Below are 20,666 nucleotides of genomic sequence, written 5' to 3' on the forward strand. Positions count from 1 at the left end.
GTCAGCCTACGTTCCGCAGGACCGCAGCCGCCCGCTGGTCGAGTTCGGCTGCTCGGCTTCCGCCCCGTCCGCGCAATGGGGACAGCGTGCGGCGCATCTGGACGACGGTGTCGCGGGTGCGGCCGGACTGGACGCCGGTCATGGCGTCCAAGGCCTGGGACCAGGTACCGCAGGCTGCCTCCAGGTGACCCTGCCTGGCTTGGACGGCGCCGAGGTATCCGAGGGTGACGGCGTGGGTGCGGGCGTGCTGCTCGGCACGGCGGGTGCGCACGCTGCGCCGAAATTCCTTCTCGGCGGCCCCGAGGTCACCGAGGTCGCGCAGGGCGCAGGCGGTCTCGTGGGCGAGGCTGGCCTCACCGAAGAAGAAGACCCTGCCCGGCTCTTCGGTGCGCGCGTTGTCGGCGTCGCGGAGGTCATCCTCAGCGCGCAGCAGTGCGGCGAGGGCGGGTTTCTTGTGGCCTGCCGCAGCGAGTGCTTTGCCGTGGACGACGCCAAGGAGGGCCCTTTCTCGTGGTGTCGCGTGGGTGTAGCGGCGCTGTGCGACGGAAGCGTCGGCCAGTTCGAGAGCTTGGGTTGGGTGGCCGAGGTCGACGGCTTGGTGAGCCATGGCGCGCAGGATGTGTCCGGCGAGGGGTGCGTCGTCTGCTTCTGCGGCCATGCGGGTCGCGAGGCGGAAGAAGTGCTGGGCCAGTGCGTGCTGGCTGCTGTCGAAAGCCATCCATCCGGCCAGGTAGGCGAGTTCCGCCGCTGCGGATGTGAGGTCTTTGCGCAGCGGCTCGGAGGGGATGTGGCCGGAGAGGTACTCGGCGACGTCCGTCTGGAGGTAGGTGATCAGGGCGGTCCGGCCGGCTGCGCCGCCGAGCCGCTGATCGCGTCGGGAGAAGAAGACGCCTGCTTCGCGGACCGCGTCCAGGTGCCCGGCGGTCACGGTGTGGCGGGAGTACGGCTTTCGGCGTTGAGCACTGGTGAACGTCCGCTCCCACCAGTGCTGGGGCGGCAGGGCCGCACCGGCGACCGAGTAGGCCGACGTCGCGAGCAGCCGCCTTCGGGCTTTGTCCATCTGGGTACTCCCGAGGTCGGTGAGCGTGGTCAGTGTGTCGAAGTCCCAGCCGGGTTGTGTCAGAGGCTCACTGGCTGGGGCGAGCCCGATCTGCTCGGGTGTGACGACGCGTCCCAGCTTCCGCGAGAGCGTCTCGCACAAGATAGAGGCCGCCCGGGCCTCGGGTTGTGTTCCGCCGATCCACATTGCGATGTGCGAGCGGGACACCGACTGGAGTTGGTGCGCTCCGGTTTCGGTGGCCACCCGGCCGAAGTGGGCTGCCGCTTGTGTCTGCGACCAGCCGGTTTCCTTGATGGCCGCCGCGAGCAGTGTGTTGCGTGTGCGCGCCATAGTGCGCCCCTCGGTGCAGAAATGATCTTTGACGGCTTTGACGGCATCCGCACTGTCAGCGGGGTATCCCCGAGCCGCAGTTCACGGTTTCCTCAATGCGACCACGATATTGCTCAACGTCACCGGCTCGTCGAGTGTTCGCTGAGTTCATTTCCCGCAGAATCCGTTCGTAACCGGGGAGGCGGCGGCTTCAGAACCGCTTCGCCACCGCCTTCTTCTGGGGAGCGCCTTCCCTCTTTCGGTACCCACCCCTGCTCCTGCCGGAGGTTCGTCATGCCCCACGCCATGAGAACGGCTGTCGTCTACGCGTGCGCCCCAGATGCCGCCGGGTCCATGTCTCTGCTGCGGGATATGACCCGTGCGGCTCAGGAGCGGGGCTACACGGTCCGGGCGGGTGTCAGTGATACCGCGGAGTTGGATGTGGCGCTGACAGGCCGTGAGGGCTGGCGGTCTGTGAGCCGCATCATCCGGGATGGTGATGTTGGGGTGCTCGTCGTAGCGTCGACGGCGGAGCTCGCGGGCGACGCGGCAGGACGGGCTGCGGTGCTGAAGTCGTTGGCGAGCCTGCGTGTGGAGGTCGTGGTCGTGCGGCCGGCAGCGTGGGAGGTCTCGCACTGGCTGCGGAACTGGCTCTATAAAGCGCCACCGCCGAACGTCCATGAAACCCCCGATGTCCCGGGTACACGGTTGTGTCGTGCGGTCTTTCCCGCCCAGCTCGCCCATGCCGGTGCCGCTCGGGCGCTGGTGACGGACGCGTTGCGCAGCTGGGGTTGTGTCGGCTTGTCCTCGGAGTGGGACGAGGCGGCTTTGGCGGTGAATGAGTTGATCGTGAACGCCATCCGGCACGGCTCGCCGGTTCCCGGGGATCTGGTTGCGGTGTCTGTCGAGCGCGGCGAGCGGGGGTTGCGGGTCTTGGTGGAAGACCGGTCATCGGCACTTCCGCGGCCGCGTGCCGCTGGGAGCAGGGAGGAATCCGGCCGGGGGCTGGAGATCGTCGCCGAGATCGCGGACGACTGGGGCGCCGTCCCCCATGCCGAACGACCAGGCAAGACGGTCTGGATGCTCTTCCGAACCACCGCTGTCCAGCCCGCCCGCGCGGGATCGCCTGTCGCCGCCTGACTCCAGGTGAACCAAGCCCAGCGGCCTGATCGCAGCGGCCCCCTGCCCTTCTCCATACCCATGCTGACTGACGGACTCTTCGATGACCCTCACAAAGACGTGCCAGGTCGCCTCATCCTCCGACTACGACCCCGCAGTGGTTCCGCCGCTGTCCGTGGTGGCCCAGTCGCCTCATCTCGCGTACGACTACGACTACATGGTGGGGCGGCTTGCCGATCCGTCGCTGCTCGCGAACGCCGTGGCGGTGCGTGTCTTTCGGGCGCCGCTGCTGGCGGTACCTGTCGGTGGTACCCGGCTCGGCGGTGTGCTGGAAGCTCCCACGCGTGAGATCGCTAAAGACGTGGTCGGGGCTCTGGCCGGGCGGTCGGGATTCCCGGATGTGCGACTACGCCCCACCAGGCCTCAAGTCTTTCTTGTCGAGTGGGGTGCCTCCTGTCCTCCGGAGTTGCACCGTGTGGCCCGAGGTCGGTTTTACGGGCTCGCCGCAGGCGACGGTGGTCTGGCCTCCGCTCGGGACGCGGTGGTGCTGGACGCGGTCGCGCAGAACATGTCCGCGCGGACGTTGACGGATTGCCGCCTGTATCCGAGTCCACGGGACGCGTATCGGGGGGTGGCCGCTCTGGGCCGCGCCCTCGCTGATGGCCGGGCGGTGCGGTGGACCCGCATCGTGCACCTGGCTATCTCGCGTTGCTGGGTATCCGCGCCCCCGAGTGCGCAAGCGCGGACCCTGGCGCCGTGGCCGCTGGACCTTCTTCGAGCCTGGGCGGGTGGGGTGTCCCTTCCCGCCTACGCAGATCGCGCCGCCCTGGCGGAAGGGGACGCACGGGAGTTGCGGCAGCTGGTGCTCCTCGGTCTGGGGGCTCGTGGCGATCAGCACGCGGTGCTCCGCGGCCACGAGACCGGCCTCCTGCACACAGCCATCCCTCCGGTGGCGTACGGCCCGGCACCGGATACGGCGGCTAGACCGGCCGCCGGGGCGTCCGGTCGGGGGTCCTAACCCGACCGCCCCCTTTGAGACCGGCCGCCGGGGCGCATCCCGCCCCATGTCCCGTCGCCTCCCTGTGTGGGCACGGGCCAGGGGGCGCCCCGGCGGCCACCCCTCCACCGTTGCGACGCGGACGGTTCCGGCACACCCCGCGATCACCGTTTCCTCCTGGTTTCCGACTCCTTCTTTCCCATAGTGGCTGACTCGATCTGATCTGAGAGACCTGATGAGAGCTGATGTAATCGCGGCGGTAGCAGGGTGCGGTCTGGGCTTATGCCTGGCTTTCGCACTGGTCTACCGCTCGCGGTGGAAGACCAGGCTGTGGCGTGAGCAGGCCGTCCGGGCGCAGGAGGAACGGAACACACTGGGTCGGGCGCTGGGGCGGCGGCATGATGCCTGACTCGTTCGCTGACGCCACTTCGGCGCGTGTCCACGACTGGCTTCTGGGCGGGACGGAGAACTATGGAGCCGACCGCGAGGCCGGAGCCGCGCTCCTGGAGATGCTTCCCCACGCCCCACTGCTTGCCCGTGCCGCCCGGGCCTTCCTCACACGCACGGTGGGCGCCTTGGCCAAGGAGGGGATCGCCCAGTTCCTGGATCACGGGTGCGGGCTGCCCGCCGAGGTCACTGTCCACGAAGTCGCGCAGGCTGCCCGTGACGGGGCCCGGGTCGTCTACATCGACAACGACTCCATGGTCCTGGCGCATGCGCGCACCTACCTGGACGACAACGAGGACACCATGGTCCTCGACCGCGATATCCGTGCCCCGCAAGCCATCCGGGAAGCGACCCAGGGTTTCCTCGACTGGCAGGAGCCGATCGCGGCGCTCTTCGTCAATGTGCTCGACTGCCTGCCCACCGACGAGGGGGCCGGCCCGGGGGACGTCGTGCGGGCCACCGTCGAGCGGCTAGTACCTGGTAGTCGCGTCATCATCTGCCAGGTCGTCAGCGACGACGCTGCTATTTGCGAGCGGGTCACCGAGCTGATGGCGGGTGTGAAGGGCGGCCGGTGGGGGCGCCTGTGCGGCACAGTCGAGTTCCGGGGGTACTTCGAGGGGTTGGAGACCGAGTCGCCCGGGCCGGGCGAGGTGAACGGCACGAGTACGGGCTCCGGGTTCTCTTCCCCGTCCGCGCATTCGCCGGTTACGGGCGCGATGTTGTGGGCCGGCATCGGTCGCGTGCCCGGAGATTGCCTTCAGCCGCCCGGCCACGACACTGCCGCCACGCTGACCGCCCGCGCTGGTCGTTCCCCGTAGAAGCCTCGGGTCGTGTCGGCACCTGCTCGTGACCCCGCACAGGTCCGGGCACTCCACCCAACGCCGACAGGGCCCCTGCCAGGGATCCGCCCCGGCACAACACCGCTGCTTCCCTCGGGTCGGGAGCGGCGGGCCGGCCGGGGGTGGAGGAGCCATGGCGCTCCCGGTGCTCGTGCCAGGCAGCCAACCCGGCACGAGCACCGGCCCGACATCTTCTTGCCGTCCTGCCCCACCCGTGGCTCGGGCAAGGGGCGGAGGTAGAGCTACCCCCTGCCCTCAAGCGTTCCCGTTTGTGCATGTTGGAGCGGATTACGAGTGCCCGGCGTCCCCGATCGATGCCTCTCGTTTCAGCGACTTCGCGTCGTTGCCGTCCGCGCCTTTCGCCGTGACTGCCCTGAGTGACCGGAGAGTCCTGATGTTTGTTGATGTTCTCGCCGTGGCGGGGTTGGGCTTATGCCTGGCCATCGTGCTGGCCTACCGCTCGTGGCGGAAGTCCAGGCTGTGGCGTGAGCGTGCCGTGCGGGCGGAGGAGGAACGGGACGCACGGGGCGAGGCGCTGGAGGCGCGGGATCGGGCGCTGGAGTACATGGTGACCACCGGGTTGGCGGAGCTCGCCGAGTCGATGCGGTTGCCGGAGCCGACCGTGTCCGAACTGCCCTTCCCCGCAGTGCTGCGCGGCACCCGTTTCCTGGCGGGGGTCGAGGCGCTGTCCGAGTTGTGGGTGTGTGAGTTGGAGCGGGCGCGGGTGGACAGCGCCGAACAGACCACACAGCACCTGGACGAGACCTCGCGGGAGGCGTCGCGGGCAGCGGTGCGCTCGTTCTCCTCCTCCATCACCGCGCTCGGAGCGCAGTTGAGCCGCGTCGTGGACGACTGTCTCCGCGAGCACCAGGGCGACGCAGTGTTCGCGTCGCTGACGCGGATCGATCACACGGCGCAGCAGATGTCGCGTCAGGCGCAGTCGTTCTTGGTGATGTGTGGGGGTTTGCCAGGGCGGTCGTGGCCGGCGACGTCGGTAACTGATGTGGTGCGCGGGGCGATGGGGCGGGTGCGGGACTTCCCTCGGGTGCGGTTCGGTGAGTTGGACGTGGCGGTGCAGGGGCGGTTCGTGGAGCCGTTGGTGCATGTGCTGGCGAATCTGCTGGACAACGCGTTGCGGTACTCGCCGCCGACCGCGACGGTCGAGGTGTCGGTACAGCAGGGGCATCACGGGGTCACCATCGTCGTCGACGACGCGGGCATCCAGATGACCGCCGAAGACCTCGCCCTCGCACGCGCGGTGTTGTCCGGTGCCGATGTGGATCTGCACGCGCTGGGCCCACACCCGAAGGCCGGTTTCGCCTCCATCGCGGCGCTCGCCCTCCGGTACGGGTTCCAGGTCTCGTTGCATACTCCGTCCCCGTTCGGTGGGACACGGGCGAGCGTTTTCATCACCCGCGAGCTGCTCACCGCCGCCGTGTTCGACCAGAACGCCTCCCTATCCGTCCCGGAGCCTGCTCCGGAGCCGCGAGCAGGGGCAGCCGTGGAGGGCGATGCCGTGCTGCCTCGCCGGCGGCGACGGACGGCAGTGCCCGCTTTAGATCCGGTACCCGAGCTGGCCCCGGGCGCCGCTCATTCCAGTGCCGCCGCGGCGTGGGTGCGCGGCAGCCGCAGCGGCCGTCAGGCCGCCCAGTCGACCTCTCCGTCTCCTGAAGGGACTTCATGATCATGGCTTTCCACTCGGCTCGGCAGCATGTCGGCGGGAACTCGCTCAGCTGGCTGTTGACCGATCTCGACCTCGCGGGCGTGAAAGGTGCGGTGCTATCCAGCACCGACGGTCTGGTGATGTCCTGGTCGGAGAGTGTGACTCGGGAGGACGCGGAGAAGCTCTCAGCCGCGGTGTCCTCTCAGGTGTCGGTCGGTAAGGCACTCGCCCACTATGTCGGTGGTGGAGTGCGGCAGCTGCTGGTGGAGTGCGAGGGCGGGTTCGTCCTCATGTCGGCCGCGACCGCGGACAGTGTGCTGGTGGTACTCACCGACCCGACAGCGGACATCGGCGCGGTCACGCACCGGATGAACGAGCTGTCCGCGCGGGTGGGTCACGAGCTCGCGGCGGGTCCGCGCCGGGTGGCGGACGACGGTCCCGGACGGTCATGACCAGGCCGCGGCGGGTCCGTGACCTGGTACGCGCCTATGTGCGCACCGGCGGGCTCACCCGCCCGAGCCGGGACCTGGACCTATCGGCGCTGGTCCGCTCCACCACAGCAGCCGCGCCGGTCGAGGCATCCGGGGAAGAGCGGCGGGTGCTCGCGCTGTGCAGCCGACAACGCGCCCTGTCGGTCGCGGAGATCGCCGCCCATGTGGACCTGCCGCCCTCAGCCGCCCGGATCGTGATCGCCCGCCTAATGGACCACGGCCTTCTCACCACCCCCACGCACCCGCACATCACCGCCAGCCATGACCTGCTGAAGGAGGTACTCGATGGACTGCGCGCCCTCGTCTGAGCAGGGAGGCGTGACGTACTTATCCGACACGGTGACCCGGTCGACGAAGCTCCTGATCGCCGGTCACTTCTCCGTCGGGAAGACGACCTTCGTGGACTGCGTGTCGGAGGTGGAGCCGCTGCGGACCGAGGAAGCGATGACCCAGGTCAGCGCGGGGGTGGACGACGTTGCCGGCCTGCCGCACAAGACGCACACGACGGTCGCGCTCGACTTCGGACGGCTCACCCTCAACGAGGAACTGGTGCTGTATCTGTTCGGCACCCCGGGCCAGCCCCGGTTCCTTCCCCTGTGGCACGACCTCGCGAAGGGCGCGCTGGGCGCGCTCGTCCTGGTCGACACCCGACGCCTGACCGAATCGGACCCCATCCTCGCCCTCCTGGAGGAACAGGGGCTGCCCTACGCGGTCGCGGTCAACCAGTTCGACCGAGCACACCGCCACCCGCTCGACGCGGTGCGCGAAGCCCTCGATCTCGCGGACGACACCCCCCTGACCAGCTGCGACGCCCGCGACCGCACCTCCTCCCTCCACGCCCTGATCACCCTCGTCAGATTCCTGTTCAACCGCATGGAGCCCACCCCATGAACCAACAACCCTCCCCCTCCCCCTCCCCCTCCCCTTCTCCTTCCCCTTCTGCTTCCTCCTCTGTTGTGTGTCCTGCGGTGGACGGTGTGTTCCCGCTGCACGGGGCGGAGTTCGCCGCAGATCCGCACGCTGCCTATGCGCGGATGCGCTTCGCCTACGGCTCGCTGGTGCCGGTGGAACTGCATCCCGGGGTGCCCGCGACCCTGGTCATCGGCTACCGCGCCGCCCTGCGCATCCTCAACGACCCAGTCGGCTTCCCCGCTGACCCGCGCGGCTGGCAGTCCACTGTCCCCGCCGACTGTCCGATTCTGCCGATGATCGAGTGGCGGCCCAACGCCTTACGCAGCTCCGGGCCGGAGCACGCCCGCTACCGGGCCGCGACCACCGCGGCGCTCAGCGGAGAAGACCTCCACGCCCTGAACCGGCAGGTCGAGGACATAGCGGGCCGGCTACTGGGCGAGATCAGCCCCCTAGGCCACGCGGACCTCTTAGCCCAGTACGCCTTCCCCCTCGTGTTCCAGACCCTGAACACCCTGCTCGGATGCCCGCCGCAGATCGGGCAGCGTGTCGCCCAGGGCATGGCCGCGATCTTCGAAGGCATCGACGCCCAGCACGGCAACCAGATCCTCACCGCCGCCCTGGACGAGCTGATCACCCTCAAACAGCGGCGACCTAGCGATGACGTCACCAGCCGCCTCCTGGCGCACGAAGCCGGACTCGATCGGATCGAGATGATCCACCAGCTGGTCACCCTTTATGGGGCGGGGATCGAGCCGCAGACCAACCTGATCACCAACACCGTCCGGCTGATGCTCACCGATCCCCGGTTCTCCGGGGATGTGCTCTCCGGCAGCCTGACCGCGATCGACGCTCTCGACGAAACCCTCTACACCGACCCGCCGATGGCGAACTACTGCCTCTCCTACCCCCCACGGCCGGTAGAGGTGGAAGGACAACTGCTGCCGGCGCATCAGCCGGTCGTCATCAGCATGGCCGCCGCGTCCAACGACCCGTCCATCGCCGACGACGACCGCGCCCGCAACCGGGCCCACCTCGCCTGGTCGACCGGCCCGCACACCTGCCCCGCCCGCGCGGCCGGCTACCTCATCGCCCAAACCGCGATCCAGCACCTGTGCGACGTCCTCCCCGACCTACGCCTCGCCATCCCCGCACACCAACTCACCTGGAGACCAGGCCCGTTCCACCGCGCCCTCACCGCCCTCCCCGTCACCTTCTCCCCTACCCGCCACGCGTCCTGATCGAAAGGCACCCACCATGACCACACAACAGCAGACCCCCCACGTGCTGGACCCGACGGGCAGCGACCGGCAGGGCGAAGACACCGCACTGCGGGCCCAAGGTCCGCTCACCCGCGTCAACGTCCTCGGCGAACCCGCCTGGGCCATCACCGACCCGAAACTCCTCAAAGCACTGCTCATGGACGCTCGGATCTCCAAGGACGCACACCGGCACTGGCCCCGCTTCCCCGACCACACCCAGGAATGGCCTTTGAAGCTGTGGGTCGGGGTCCGCAACATGTTCACCGCCCACGGCGAAAACCACCGGCGTCTGCGTCGTCTGGTCGCGCCGGCGTTCGCCGGACGCCGCATGACCGCACTCACACCCCGCATCGAACACATCACCCGCGAACTGCTGACCAGCATCGACCGCACCCCGCCCGGGGAACCGGTCGACCTGCGCGACCGCTACGCCGCGGTTCTACCGATCCGGGTCATCGGCCACCTCATGGGCCTCCCCGACAGCCAAGCGCCTGCTTTCCGCCGCACCGTCGACTCCGTCTTCGACACCACCCTCACCACCGACCAAGCAGCCGCCAACACCCGCGACCTGTACGCCATCCTCACCCGCCTGGTCACCACCAAGCGTGCTGAGCCGGGAGACGACCTGACTACCCGTCTCATCGAGGCCCGCGACACCGACGGACTCGGCGGCGGGCTCACCGAGCAGGAACTCCTCGACACCCTCCTGCTCGTCATCTCCGCAGGCTACGAGACCACCGTCAACCTCATCGACCAGGCCATCACCGCCCTCCTCACCCACCCTGAGCACCTCGCCGAGATCCGGACCGGAACTCTCTCCTGGGACGACATCGTCGAGGAGACACTGCGCTGGAAAGCCCCCGTACCACTGTTGCCGATGCGCTACGCCACCACCGAAATCGTGCTTCCCCGGTCCCAAGGGATCATCCGCAAAGGCGACGCCGTCATCGCCGCGTTCTCCGCGGCGAACACCCACCGCGCTCTCCACGGCACCACCGCCGACCGGTTCGACCCGGCCCGCCCCCACAAAACCCACCTGTCCTTCGGCCACGGCGTCCACGCCTGCGTCGGCGCCACCCTCTCCCGCCTCGAAGCAACCACCGCCCTCCGCATGCTCTTCGCCCGCTTCCCCCACCTCACCCTCGCCGTCCACCCAGACGAATTGGCGCCGCTGCCGTCATTCCTCTCCCACGGCCACCGAACACTCCCCGTACTCCTACGCCCCGAAGCCGTGTAATCCCAGAACCGGAAACCCTTGTGTGCTGCCCTCGCTGCTTCCTCGGACGCCTGGCCGCCTTCACCGTGATCGCCATGATCGTCCACGCCGTCGCCCAAGCGACCAGCCCATAGATCGGCACACCGGTCCCCGCCGTGCTGACCCGGACCGCGCCCTTCTTCCTTCCTCATGCTCCCGAGCCCTGCCGTTCAGACCCTCACACCCCGGAACCGCCATGACAGCCCTGCAGTACGACCGCGCCCAACCACCGACCGGAAGCACCGCCCCCAGCACCGCCCGGCTCTACCACGCCTACCAACACGGCGAAGACTCCAAAGCCGCCTACGCGAGTGATCGGGACGTCGCCCGCCGTATCCGCGGGCTCGGCCTCGACCCCCAGCTGATGGCCACACAGAACCGCGCATTCCTGATCCGCGCCGTTGCTCACACCGCCCGCGACCTCAACATCAACCAGTTCCTCGACATCGGATGCGGACTCCCCGGCGATCCCGGCCCCAACGTCCACACCATCGTGGAGACCATCCACAGCGACTCGCGGATCCTCTACATGGACCACGACCCACTCGTCCGTGCCCACGCCGACGCCCTCCTCCACGGCAAGACGAGCACGACCACCGTGGTCGAAGCGGACCTGCGCGACCCCGACCTCATCCTCACCCAGGCCCGACACTTCCTGGACTTCACCCGCCCCATCGCACTGCTCCTTTCCGCGATAGTCCACTTCATCCGGGACGAGGAGCAGCCGCACGCCCTTGTCGCGCGCCTGGTGGACGCGCTGCCTGCGGGTAGCGCCATGGTGCTGTCGCATGTAACCGATGACTTCGCACCATTGGTGATGCGCAGGGCCGAAGCGCTCCTGGCCGGGGAACGGGTGCAGGCCCGTACCCGGGGCCGGGAGGACATCGCGCGGCTCTTCGCTGGGTTGTCGCTGGTGGAGCCGGGGTTGGTGCCGGTTCACCAGTGGCAGCAACCCGACGCTGAGACCGCCGCTATCGCTCCGTCCGAGGTCCACGGCTACGGCGGCATCGGCATCAAACCCGCTCCCGCACAGAACACGACACGCTCCGAGCAGCTAGGCCGAAACGCCCGGCTGACCACCCGCTCGGAGCAGGGCGTCCTAGTCATCTCGGTCAGCGGCATGGTCGAGGAACGGGAGCATGCACCCCTGCGAGAGCGCGTCAACGCGATCGCCGCAGAGTCGGCTGGCGATGTGGTCCTCGATCTCACGGCTGTGGAGTTCCTGGACTCCGCCGCCCTCGGCGCGGTGCTCGGGCTGTGCCTGCGACTGGGCAATGACGAACGGGAGTTGCACCTCCTGGGTGGGGAGCCGGTGCGCAAGCTCCTGCGGATCATGGGTTTCACCGTGCCGCTGCACACCGACCTGCCCCAAGCCCTCGCCGCAGCCCAGGGCCAGCGGAAGCGGAAGCGGGGGCGGGGGCGGCGATGACAGCGACCAGCACCGAAGCCGTCCTCATGGCCCCGCTGGTGAACGAACGAGAGCATCTCGCACTGCGGTTGACTGCTGATGGTCTGGAAGGTAGGGGCCTTGCTCGGGCCATGGAGGTGTCGCGGGCGACGGCGCGTGTGATCTTGGGGCGGGCGTGCCGTGCTGTGGGGCGGGATCATCCCGCTCAGGCCGTCCTCGTCGCTGTGGTGCACCGGCTCGTTACCGCCGGCGACCTATCGGGCGCTGTGCCCGAGGCTGGGACGCTGTGTGGCGAGGACGTGGCCGTGCTGGAGCAAGTGGTGAGCGGGCTGACTGCGTCCGAGATCGCCGCGGCTCACGGCTGGAGTACCGGCCACGCGACAGCGGTGATCCACCTTTTGAAGGGCCGCTTCCGAGCCCGGACCCTCGCTCATCTCGGCGCACTCGCCCTCGCGCACGACCTCGTCCCCTGTCACCTGGTCGACGACCGGCTACCAAGGGTGCCGCTCAGCGCCCTCCCCGCACCCCGGACACCCGCAACCCTCGCCGACGCCATGAGTCATGCACAGCAATTCCCCGACCAAGGTGGGGCCGACACCGGTGAGCAGCTGCCCCGTGATCTGCGGATCGTGTCCAACGCCACCACCCACTCCGCGGTCCAGGACGCAAGCGGTGTCGGGCAGCGGGCCGTGGGCCTGGCCCAGATCGTGTTCCGCTGGCTGCCTGTCGCACAGGAGTTCCGTTCGGCGGCGGTAGGTTCGCCAGCGCATCTACGCCGCTGGGACCACGCCATCTCCCATGTCAGCAGCGCGGGTTCGCTGACCCGGCCGCTGGGCGAGACAGCAGCGTACGCGGTGGATGTGCGAAGGCTTCTCGAAGCGGTCCGGGATGGGCGTAGCGCCGGTTCTGCTACCCCGGCCGGGTTCGCCAACTCTCTGGCCCTGCTCGTGGAGAGCCACGAGTACTACCCCGGATGCCCGATGAGCGCCTACCAGCTCGCACGCGACCATCGCCTGCCCCGGTCACTGGTGGACGACGCGATCCAGGACCTCTTGGCTAACGGTGTTCTGGAGGGCAGCGTCACCAGGCCCCTGCCAGCCGGTTCCCGAGCAACCCAGAAAGGCCATGCCGGGGTGGTCGCGGCCCGGCTGCGTGACCAACTCGCCGCCGGCCTCTACCCACCCGGAACCACCCTGTCGCTCTCTGACCTGGCCACATTCCTGTGCGCGACAGTCCGCGAGACCAACAGCGCGCTGCGACAACTCGTCGACGAGGGCCTCGTGGTTCCCGGCTCCGGACAGGTCACCGAAGCAGCAGCACGCCTCACCCCCACTCCACGCCTTGACCCACCACACCCCTACGCCCAACGCCCCGCCGGGGCGAGGATCACCATGACAGCCGGACTCGCGCACATGCGGTGGGACCTGCGCCGTCCGATCTCACCAACGGACCTGAGCAGGTCCTGGGACACGCTGCGCCGCATGGCCGCCCAGCTTCTCCCCAGCGGCAACCCCGAGAACCTCGCGGTGCGGCGGGTCATGGAGGCGGTCACCGCGCCGTGGCCCGGCATGCCACGCGACCGGGTATGGCACCTTGCCTGCCTCGGCCGCGCCCTCGCCGCCCTCCAGCAGCATCTCACTGAAACAGAGGCTGGCAGATGACCCAGATGCACTTGAGGCCGGTGACAGAGCCCACGCGCGTGGAGCTGGAGGCGACGTCGTCACCGAAGGTGGCGGACGTGACGGCGGCACATCAGACAGCAGCGTTGGAAACACTCAGGCACGACTACACCGCCACGGCGCGGGCAGCGCGGGTGTACGAGCACCTGCTGGGCGGCGTCGACGCCTTCAAGGCCGACCGGAGTGCCGCGCACGACCTCTGCCAGGTCGCACCCTGGGCACCCCGCGCCGCCCGTGCGAACAAGCACTTCACGCACGTGGCCACCACGACTTCTCTCGCCCTGGGTGTGCGACAGTTCCTCGACCTCGGAGCGGGCTTCCCGCACCATCCCTTCCTCCACGAAATGGTGCCTCCCGGCTATCCCGTGGTGTACGTCGACCGCGACCCCGGCGTCCTCGCCCACGCCAAATGCCGGCTGGACCCCGGCCCCCCGTACAAGACCGCCGTAGTGGCCGCCGACCTCCTGCACATGCAGAACCTCCTCACGCACGAGCACCTGACCGGCGCACTCGATCTCACGCAACCGATCGCCGTCACCCTGCACGACGTGCTCCCATGGTCCACCGACGACACTGCGGCGGCGGACGCGATGGCCATACTGCGGTCCTGGCTCCCGACAGGCAGCACCCTGTCCATCACCCACCTAACCGGCCATTTCGACCCGCATGGCGTGCGGCAGGCCGTAGCCGCCTACGAACGCCACGACATCACCGTCCGACCCCGCGGCCTCGCCGAGATTGCGGCATTGTTCGGCGATTTCGTCCACCTCAGCACCGGACTGAAGCCCCTCAGCCGCTGGTCCATCCACGACCAGCCCGCCGTCCGCCAGTTCACCCCGCACCCCGCCCGCTCTGAGGGTTGCCCGGCCTTTGCCGGTATCGCGGTCAAGTCATGAGCTGGCCGCCCCGCGAGCGCAGCGGTCTACGTGCTCTCGGGCCTGCTCCGGGTTTCGTCGTGTCTCTGTGATTCCCGGAGCGCCGAGAGGGACATCGACACCTATCGATTGGAGAAGCGATGACAGATCTAGGTTTTCCCTCGGTTCCGCCGAGGACGACACGTGAGGTCGGTGCGGGGGTGGTGTTCGAAGGCAACGGCCACCACTTTAGTGCGGCTCCGGAGGTGGACATCGCGGCTGCCTCGGCGGTGGCGAACGTCCCGTTGTCGGTGATCTTGCAGGTTACCAAGCGGTGCGACTTCGACTGCTCGTTCTGCTCCGAGGTGTTACAGCTCCCGGACCCGACGCTTGCGCAGTTGGACACCATGCGGGTGAACCTGGCCGGCGTCGGCCGCGTGTTCCTGTCGGGTGGGGAACCGCTGATGCGCAAGGACTTCCACGAGATTGTGGAGATGTACCACCGGGACTTCATTCTCGCTGTGCCGACGAACGCCACCCACGGGCTGAGCCACGCGTCCCGGATCGCGGGGAAGGTGGCGTTCGCGAACATCGGGTTGGAGGGCCCGCGGGCGACGGTGCGTCGGGTGCGTGGTGACTACGACAAGCAGATGGCGGGTGTCCGTGCCTTGATGGAGCATGGCATCCCGTTGTCGCTGTCGGCGGTGGTGTACAGGTCGACGCTGTCCGTACTGCCGTTCACCGTGCAGATCGGGGATGTGCTCGGCGCCGGGAAGGTCAAGTTCATCCTGCCCCTGCGCAAGGGCAACGCGCTGAACCTCGCGGAGCACGAGTTCATCACGCAGGGCGAGGCGGAGACCGCGTTTGGGCACCTCAAGGGGCTGCGGGCCGAGCACCAGTGGTCGCCGGCGCTGCGGCTCACGACGTGGACTCCGGAGAACGAGGGCCACATGATCGTCGTCGAGCCGAACGGGATCGCCCGTGCCTGGCCCGTCTACGACGCACCGGATCTGTGGGAGCCGCTGGGGAACGTGCTGGAGGAGCCGATCACCGCGATCTGGGAGCGGTACCGGTTCAAGGCGAACCACTACGCGAAGTACCTCGGCCGCTCGATCCACACTGTGGCGCAGGGATTTTGAGGTGCGGGTGATCTCGAACCTGGGCTGGCCGGATACGCCGTTCGGCTCCACCGGGCGGCCAGTGCAACGTCCGGTGCAGTGGCTCACGGGCCTCTCGTGCCAGTGGGCGGATTCCGGGGGCGATCCGGTGCTGATTGGGGCTGCCGTCGTGCTGATGCCCATACACCGGACACGATCCACGCGGGTCCGGCTCGATCTCGCTCACTTCGGGTTCAAGGCGATGGCGGCCGAGTCCAACTGCGACACCGGTCTGTTGGACATGCTGGACGCGCTCCTCGTCCAGGCGCGGCGCCAGGCCCGGGTCATCGCCTGGCACGCGGCCGATGACGACCTTCATGTGCTGCGCGGGCTGGCCCGTTCCTGTGGCGGGCACCGGCATCCCGGAATCACCGGGCTGTCCGAGGCATGGGCTGAGCGCGATCGGCCCGCGAGCGGTCTGGCCCGCTGTGTGGACACGGCGTTGGACTTCTGTCCGGGCGTCGTGATCGCGGACGCCGCCGTCGAGCACGCGTTGGCGGTTGCAGACGAGTTGCTGGGTCTTCAGCACCCGACCCATATGCAGCTCTGCCACGACGTACTGGCGGAGGGCGGCGACACCACTGTCGTCACCGAGACGATCGCGGCGGCAGCGCTCCTTCAAGCCGTGATGACAGCTCTGCTGGGCGGGAAGGCAACCGATCGCCTTCACTGGGAGGGCGACGACGTCGGCAACGACCGCCCGTTGGACCTGCACCGCTTGATCGACACAGTCGCGTGGGGCCAGTTCCCGACCCTGTTCTCCCGCACCCTCCATTGGTAGACGAGTAGCGTTTCGCGGGGGCTGCGGGCACCGGGCCCGCAGCCCCCGCACACGACAGGAATCGATGATCACCATCAGCAGCCATCCCCGCTCCCACCGGCCACCGAAACGGCGCGCTGGCATCATCCGCATCGCGTCGATCGACGTCGAGTGGACCAAGAACTACCGGATCAAGAACGGCAACCGGCCGTTCTGCTACTCGATCGTCTGGCTCGACCTGCCAGCCAAGTCCTCAACCGACCTCGCGGTCATCCCGTTCGCGTTCACCAGCGTGTACGTCGAAGACCCAGCAGAGGGGCCCGACCTCGTCGCCTCGGCCGCCGCCACCATCCATACGGCAGGTGAGCACGCCGACCTCATCACCGGCCACCAACTCTGCTCCGACCTCGCCGTCCTAGCCGCCAACGCCGACGACGACGAACCCGCCCTCACCCACGCCCGCGGCCAGTGGAAGCAACGCCGCACCAAGACACCGGCCACAACGCCCTATCTGGACACCCGCTACGACGCAGGCCACCTCCTCACCGGTACATCCCGCCGCCTCGTGGACGTCTGCACCGAACTCGGCCTCGACGTCACCCAGCCCGAACTACGCGGCGCGTCCATGCCCGCCCTCCACCGACGCTGGACCGACCAGGCCGACACCGAAGGCCGCGAACGCGTCAGCGTCCTCAACCTCCGCCACTCACTGTCCACCGCCTACGTCGCCGCCCGCGCCGAGGGACTGGGCCACTGGGCCCCCGACGGACTGAACGTCAACCAAATCCTCGCCCAAGGCGCCGAGGGTTCCTGGGACTGGCTCACTCACCCAACCTTCACCAACCTATTGGAGAGCCGATGCCGATCCGAGACTGCACCGTTATTGCCATCGAAGGCACGCAGGCAGCCGGTAAGACAACACTCGCCCACGCGTTAACAGCACACCTGCGCGAACAGTCCATCAACGCCCAATGCACCGGCGAACCCGCCCGCTCCAGCCCTTTCATGGAAGAGATCGTCCTCCACGACCAAGGCCACTTCGACCTCGTCGCCGAACTCGACCTCTTCGCCCAGCACTTCACCGTTCCCCTACGGGCCGCACGCCACCAGCAACTCCTGATCACGGACAAGACCCCCGCCAACGTCCTCGCCCTCGCCCACCTGGTCCTTGACACCTCCGACCCCCAGACCGCGACGGTCCTCGCCGCCTGCGACGCCCTATGCCGAGCCTGGATGCCCACCGCATACGACGTGATCCTCTACTGCCGCGACCGCTACAACCAGAAGGCAGGCGGCGACCGAATGCGGGAGAAAGTCCTCTCCCTCCAAGACGACGCCGACACCGCCATCTACGCTGCCTGCGCCGCCACCGGCGTACCCATCCTCGAAGTCCCCACCGGGATGAGCACCGCAGAACGCGTCCACTGGATAGCCAAACGAGTGAATCACCGCGGGCTGGTCGCCTGACCGAGCACTAGAGTCCCCGACGACCACCGCACCGTTGGAGGACCCGTGCCACAACCCCACCACCCCGTGAACGACGTCATGCTCATCCTCGAACGAGGAAACACCCTGCTCCTCGCCGAACGACAGAACACCGGCTACGCCGACGGCCTCCTCAACCTGCCCTCCGGCAAGGTCGAACACAACGAAGACGTCTACGACGCGATCATCCGCGAGGCACACGAGGAAATCGGCGTCCAACTCCGCCGAGACGCCCTACGGCTCGTCCACGTCATGTACTTCCGCAACCCCGAGGGCGCAACCCGTGTCGGCTGGTTCTTCGCGACAAACGAATGGGACGGAGAACCGGTCAACACCGAGCCCCACAAATGCGCCGGCATCGCCTGGCACCACCGGGACCAACTCCCCGACAACACCGTCCGCTACAACTCCCTCGGCATCGGCCACTACATCAAAGGCGAACCAATGTCCGTGCACTGGCATGACTCCCACACCCACCAGTGACGCAGTCATTGCCAGCGACGCTGACACCGATCAACAGTGCTAGCGCAACAGAGCGGCTCCTCAGGCAGAGGCCCTAGCGACACGTCGATCCATCACAGCGACTCACCGAAGCGTGATGTGCTGATCACCACTGCCGGACGCCGGTCCGCTCCAACTTCCGTGACCGAATGACGCAGCCGCAGGCCTAGAGCAAGGAGGAAGCCGACATCCCCTCCCACGCGGTCCGCCGCGCAGCTCGGCTCTGGCCAGGTCGGGCGGCGGGCTTGTAGTTGCCGCAAGGAATGGCGCAGGTTGCTGTGTTTAGTACGGTAGCGCGGCGCATGCGAGGTGAGCGGGCAGCAGGCCGTCACAGCAGCACTCACCTCACGTTGCCCGCGCGCCCCGCCACCGACAATCTCAGCCTTCGCCGGCACCATCGGTGCGCTGGCGACTCAACATTCTGCAGCGCGCACGAAGATCCGGAACCTCCATAGTCACGCTGCAGCGTGCGGAGAGCAGTCGGTCAAGCTTCAGGAGCGTCGTGACGGTTGGGAAGCTGGCCGCTGAGGAGCTGCCGGATTGCCTCCTCGTATATCTGCACGGTCCGTCGGAGTTCGTGGTTTTCTTGCGCCAATTCGTTGTCCCGGTTGGGGCTGGTCTCGAATGCGGAGTCGAGGGCACGGAGGCGGTCATCGAGTGTGCCTTCGATCGGTGGGGTGTGCCCCAGGGCGGCCATGCGGGCATTCCGCTCGGCCAGCCATCCTGCCAGCGCTCCCTGCTGTTCCTGGCTGAGCCGATCCTTCTTGTTGCTGTCCATCATTCCTCTCCCATTCCTAGGCTCCTGGGCTCCGACGTGGGCCAATAGGGCGACCTGATTGGCGCTGGTGCTCGTCTTCAGCGACCTGTGTAGTTCGCCGACTGACTTGTGCTGATTGCGTCGAGGGCAGTGGGCTCTCCGGAGACAGTCCGCGGTGAGAGCGCTCTGCTGTACGCAGGGCGTCGATCTCTGCGAGCCGTTGTTGGATGCGAGCACGCTGGAAGAGCGTCATAGCGGCTTCCAGCTCGTTCCACTGGGCGCGGAGTCCGGTTTCACTAGGACTCTCTCCCAGGGGCTCGTCGGAATCAGTTTGGTGCAGCATCCGCCACAGTGCCAATGCAGTTACGACCCGCTTCCACTGCGCTTGCTGCTCGTCGTCTTCGGCGTCTGGGGCTGGGATGTTCCGGACCCATTCCTCCAGCGGTTCTTCGCCCTCTATCGCAAGGTGCAGGGCGGTGTCGGCGAATCCGCTTGCGGCGCGTGTCAGAGCCTCGTGGTCATCCTGGTCCGGTATGAGCGCGTCGAGTAGCCGGAGGTGGATGTTCTCGGCAGCTTGAGCTGCGATGCGGGTACCGTTGTCAGGTGTGTTGGGCCGGGCGCGGGCAGCAGTCGACGCACGAGCGCGCCGCGCCAACTCTGCGATACGGGCTTGTAGAACAGACCAGGCGTGACCCTCGTCAGGGCCATTGGGGGCTGGGCCGATGCTATCGGCTGAGTCATCCACGGCGTGCCGGGTGCGCCAGGCTTCAGCGAGAGCGGCGGTACGTTCCCATAGGGCTCGCAGATTCGTTCCTGTGCGCGGAACGGGGCCTAGGGCGCACGCCCAGGCGGGCGGCTCCGCCGCCAGGAGGGCACCGTTGTGGTCCAGACGTTGGGCAAGGACGATGCGTCGTTCGACGAGGTGCTGGCGCCAGCCTTCGGGTGTTTCTGTGTCCCGCAGTGCCCGAGAGGGGGCTAGCCAGTCGGGGAGGGGGCCGGAGTGGTCGGCGATGGGGGCGGGGCCGTGCGGGAGCTGTTCCCGTAGGCGGCGCTCTGCGCGGATACGGTCGTCGATGATCTGCGCGCGGCGCAGCCGGTTGCGAGCGCTCTCTTGGCGGTGAAGAGTGGCGGTCAGTTCCGGGAGGGTGAGGTGAACTGGCTGGTGTGCTGTGTGGCTCGCGCCCTTTCGGGGTTCGCGTTGCCAGTCCTCCCGCATCCGGTCGATCGGCGGCATAGTCTTCCTTAGCCGCTGTTCCCTGCGTAGAGCTGTGTGTTCCATCGCCGCTGTTCGTTCGGCGTCGTGTGTCCCTTCCAGCGCGGCTTGGCGCATGCGGCGGCGGGCATCGGCGACCGCCGCGCTCAGGTCGGCCCGGGTGAGATAGCCATAGGTACGGCGTGGCCAGGCAGGGTGGGGCAAGCCGTCCGCGACGACGGTCCGCGGTTGGCCGGCGACAGCGGCATCGGCGCCGTGGAGTTCCTCCAGCGCGTCACGGCGGTGTGAGTCGGCACGCTTCAGTAGCTGGGTCAGCAGGTTTTCGTCCAGGTGCTTTAGCGGGCGGCTGCTACCGGGGCGGGACTCGCGTCGAGCAGCGGTTTCGGCAGCTGATCGGCCCTCAGCGACGCGTGCCAAAATGCGCCACGACAGTAGGGCGGCAGGGTCTTCGGCGTCCGTGAAGTCGTGTTCGGTGTGGGCTGCCGCGAGTAGGGCGCCAGC

The 20,666-nt window shown here is 68.1% G+C and carries 19 protein-coding genes; 17 read left to right on the plus strand and 2 right to left on the minus strand.

The window, feature by feature from the left end; translation table 11 throughout:
* Position 1: 1 nt before the first annotated feature.
* Positions 2-1,390 carry an NsdA family TPR-like regulatory protein gene (locus NBG84_RS10850; protein ID WP_250919111.1) on the minus strand — a complete coding sequence of 463 codons (1,389 nt, stop codon included), beginning with the start codon at positions 1,388-1,390 and terminating at the stop codon, positions 2-4.
* Positions 1,391-1,675: 285 nt separating this feature from the next.
* On the opposite strand from NBG84_RS10850, the gene NBG84_RS10855 reads away from it, so the two are divergent.
* The 17 genes from NBG84_RS10855 to NBG84_RS10935 all read left to right on the plus strand — a co-directional run bounded on the left by NBG84_RS10855 (position 1,676) and on the right by NBG84_RS10935 (position 18,177).
* The gene (locus tag NBG84_RS10855) at positions 1,676-2,509 is read left to right on the plus strand and encodes an ATP-binding protein (RefSeq protein ID WP_250919112.1); all 834 of its coding nucleotides are present in this window, start codon (positions 1,676-1,678) and stop codon (positions 2,507-2,509) included.
* A gap of 82 nt (positions 2,510-2,591) precedes the next feature.
* On the plus strand, positions 2,592-3,506 hold the full coding sequence (locus NBG84_RS10860) for a DUF6302 family protein (protein WP_250919113.1): 915 nt from the start codon (positions 2,592-2,594) through the stop codon (positions 3,504-3,506).
* A 377-nt stretch (positions 3,507-3,883) separates the two neighbouring features.
* Positions 3,884-4,750 carry an SAM-dependent methyltransferase gene (locus NBG84_RS10865; protein ID WP_250919114.1) on the plus strand — a complete coding sequence of 289 codons (867 nt, stop codon included), beginning with the start codon at positions 3,884-3,886 and terminating at the stop codon, positions 4,748-4,750.
* Between the two features lie 415 nt (positions 4,751-5,165).
* Positions 5,166-6,455, plus strand: coding sequence for an ATP-binding protein (locus NBG84_RS10870; RefSeq protein WP_250919115.1), 1,290 nt, complete (start codon positions 5,166-5,168; stop codon positions 6,453-6,455).
* A 2-nt stretch (positions 6,456-6,457) separates the two neighbouring features.
* On the plus strand, positions 6,458-6,886 hold the full coding sequence (locus NBG84_RS10875) for a roadblock/LC7 domain-containing protein (protein ID WP_250919116.1): 429 nt from the start codon (positions 6,458-6,460) through the stop codon (positions 6,884-6,886).
* A complete protein-coding gene (locus tag NBG84_RS10880) occupies positions 6,883-7,233 on the plus strand; it encodes a DUF742 domain-containing protein (RefSeq protein ID WP_250919117.1) in 351 nt (116 codons plus the stop codon). Before NBG84_RS10875 ends, NBG84_RS10880 begins: the two co-directional genes overlap by 4 nt.
* Entirely contained in the window at positions 7,211-7,816 is a 606-nt protein-coding gene (locus tag NBG84_RS10885) for a GTP-binding protein (RefSeq protein ID WP_250919118.1), read from the plus strand. The genes NBG84_RS10880 and NBG84_RS10885 overlap by 23 nt, the downstream gene beginning before the upstream one ends.
* An 86-nt stretch (positions 7,817-7,902) precedes the next feature.
* A complete protein-coding gene (locus tag NBG84_RS10890; protein WP_425608610.1) occupies positions 7,903-9,075 on the plus strand; it encodes a cytochrome P450 family protein in 1,173 nt (390 codons plus the stop codon).
* Positions 9,076-9,091: 16 nt separating this feature from the next.
* Complete coding sequence (locus tag NBG84_RS10895; protein WP_250919119.1) at positions 9,092-10,333, plus strand: cytochrome P450 family protein; 1,242 nt, start codon at positions 9,092-9,094, stop codon at positions 10,331-10,333.
* 214 nt (positions 10,334-10,547) lie between these two features.
* Positions 10,548-11,780: an SAM-dependent methyltransferase gene (locus NBG84_RS10900; protein WP_250919120.1), complete on the plus strand. Its 1,233-nt coding sequence runs from the start codon at positions 10,548-10,550 to the stop codon at positions 11,778-11,780.
* Positions 11,777-13,420: a GntR family transcriptional regulator gene (locus tag NBG84_RS10905; RefSeq protein WP_250919121.1), complete on the plus strand. Its 1,644-nt coding sequence runs from the start codon at positions 11,777-11,779 to the stop codon at positions 13,418-13,420. The genes NBG84_RS10900 and NBG84_RS10905 overlap by 4 nt, the downstream gene beginning before the upstream one ends.
* 20 nt (positions 13,421-13,440) lie before the next feature.
* Positions 13,441-14,334: an SAM-dependent methyltransferase gene (locus NBG84_RS10910; RefSeq protein WP_250919122.1), complete on the plus strand. Its 894-nt coding sequence runs from the start codon at positions 13,441-13,443 to the stop codon at positions 14,332-14,334.
* A gap of 119 nt (positions 14,335-14,453) precedes the next feature.
* Positions 14,454-15,431, plus strand: coding sequence for a radical SAM protein (locus tag NBG84_RS10915; RefSeq protein WP_250919123.1), 978 nt, complete (start codon positions 14,454-14,456; stop codon positions 15,429-15,431).
* 154 nt (positions 15,432-15,585) lie between these two features.
* On the plus strand, positions 15,586-16,230 hold the full coding sequence (locus NBG84_RS10920) for a hypothetical protein (RefSeq protein WP_250919124.1): 645 nt from the start codon (positions 15,586-15,588) through the stop codon (positions 16,228-16,230).
* A 64-nt stretch (positions 16,231-16,294) separates the two neighbouring features.
* A complete protein-coding gene (locus NBG84_RS10925) occupies positions 16,295-17,146 on the plus strand; it encodes a hypothetical protein (RefSeq protein WP_250919125.1) in 852 nt (283 codons plus the stop codon).
* The gene (locus tag NBG84_RS10930) at positions 17,068-17,676 is read left to right on the plus strand and encodes an AAA family ATPase (protein WP_250919126.1); all 609 of its coding nucleotides are present in this window, start codon (positions 17,068-17,070) and stop codon (positions 17,674-17,676) included. The genes NBG84_RS10925 and NBG84_RS10930 overlap by 79 nt, the downstream gene beginning before the upstream one ends.
* Positions 17,677-17,721: 45 nt before the next feature.
* Positions 17,722-18,177: an NUDIX hydrolase gene (locus NBG84_RS10935; RefSeq protein ID WP_250919127.1), complete on the plus strand. Its 456-nt coding sequence runs from the start codon at positions 17,722-17,724 to the stop codon at positions 18,175-18,177.
* Between the two features lie 502 nt (positions 18,178-18,679).
* On the opposite strand, the gene NBG84_RS10940 is transcribed toward NBG84_RS10935, so the two are convergent.
* Positions 18,680-18,976, minus strand: coding sequence for a hypothetical protein (locus NBG84_RS10940; protein ID WP_250919128.1), 297 nt, complete (start codon positions 18,974-18,976; stop codon positions 18,680-18,682).
* Positions 18,977-20,666: the final 1,690 nt, after the last annotated feature.

Source organism: Streptomyces albipurpureus (genome assembly GCF_023701525.1).
Classification (GTDB): Bacteria; Actinomycetota; Actinomycetes; order Streptomycetales; family Streptomycetaceae; genus Streptomyces; species Streptomyces albipurpureus.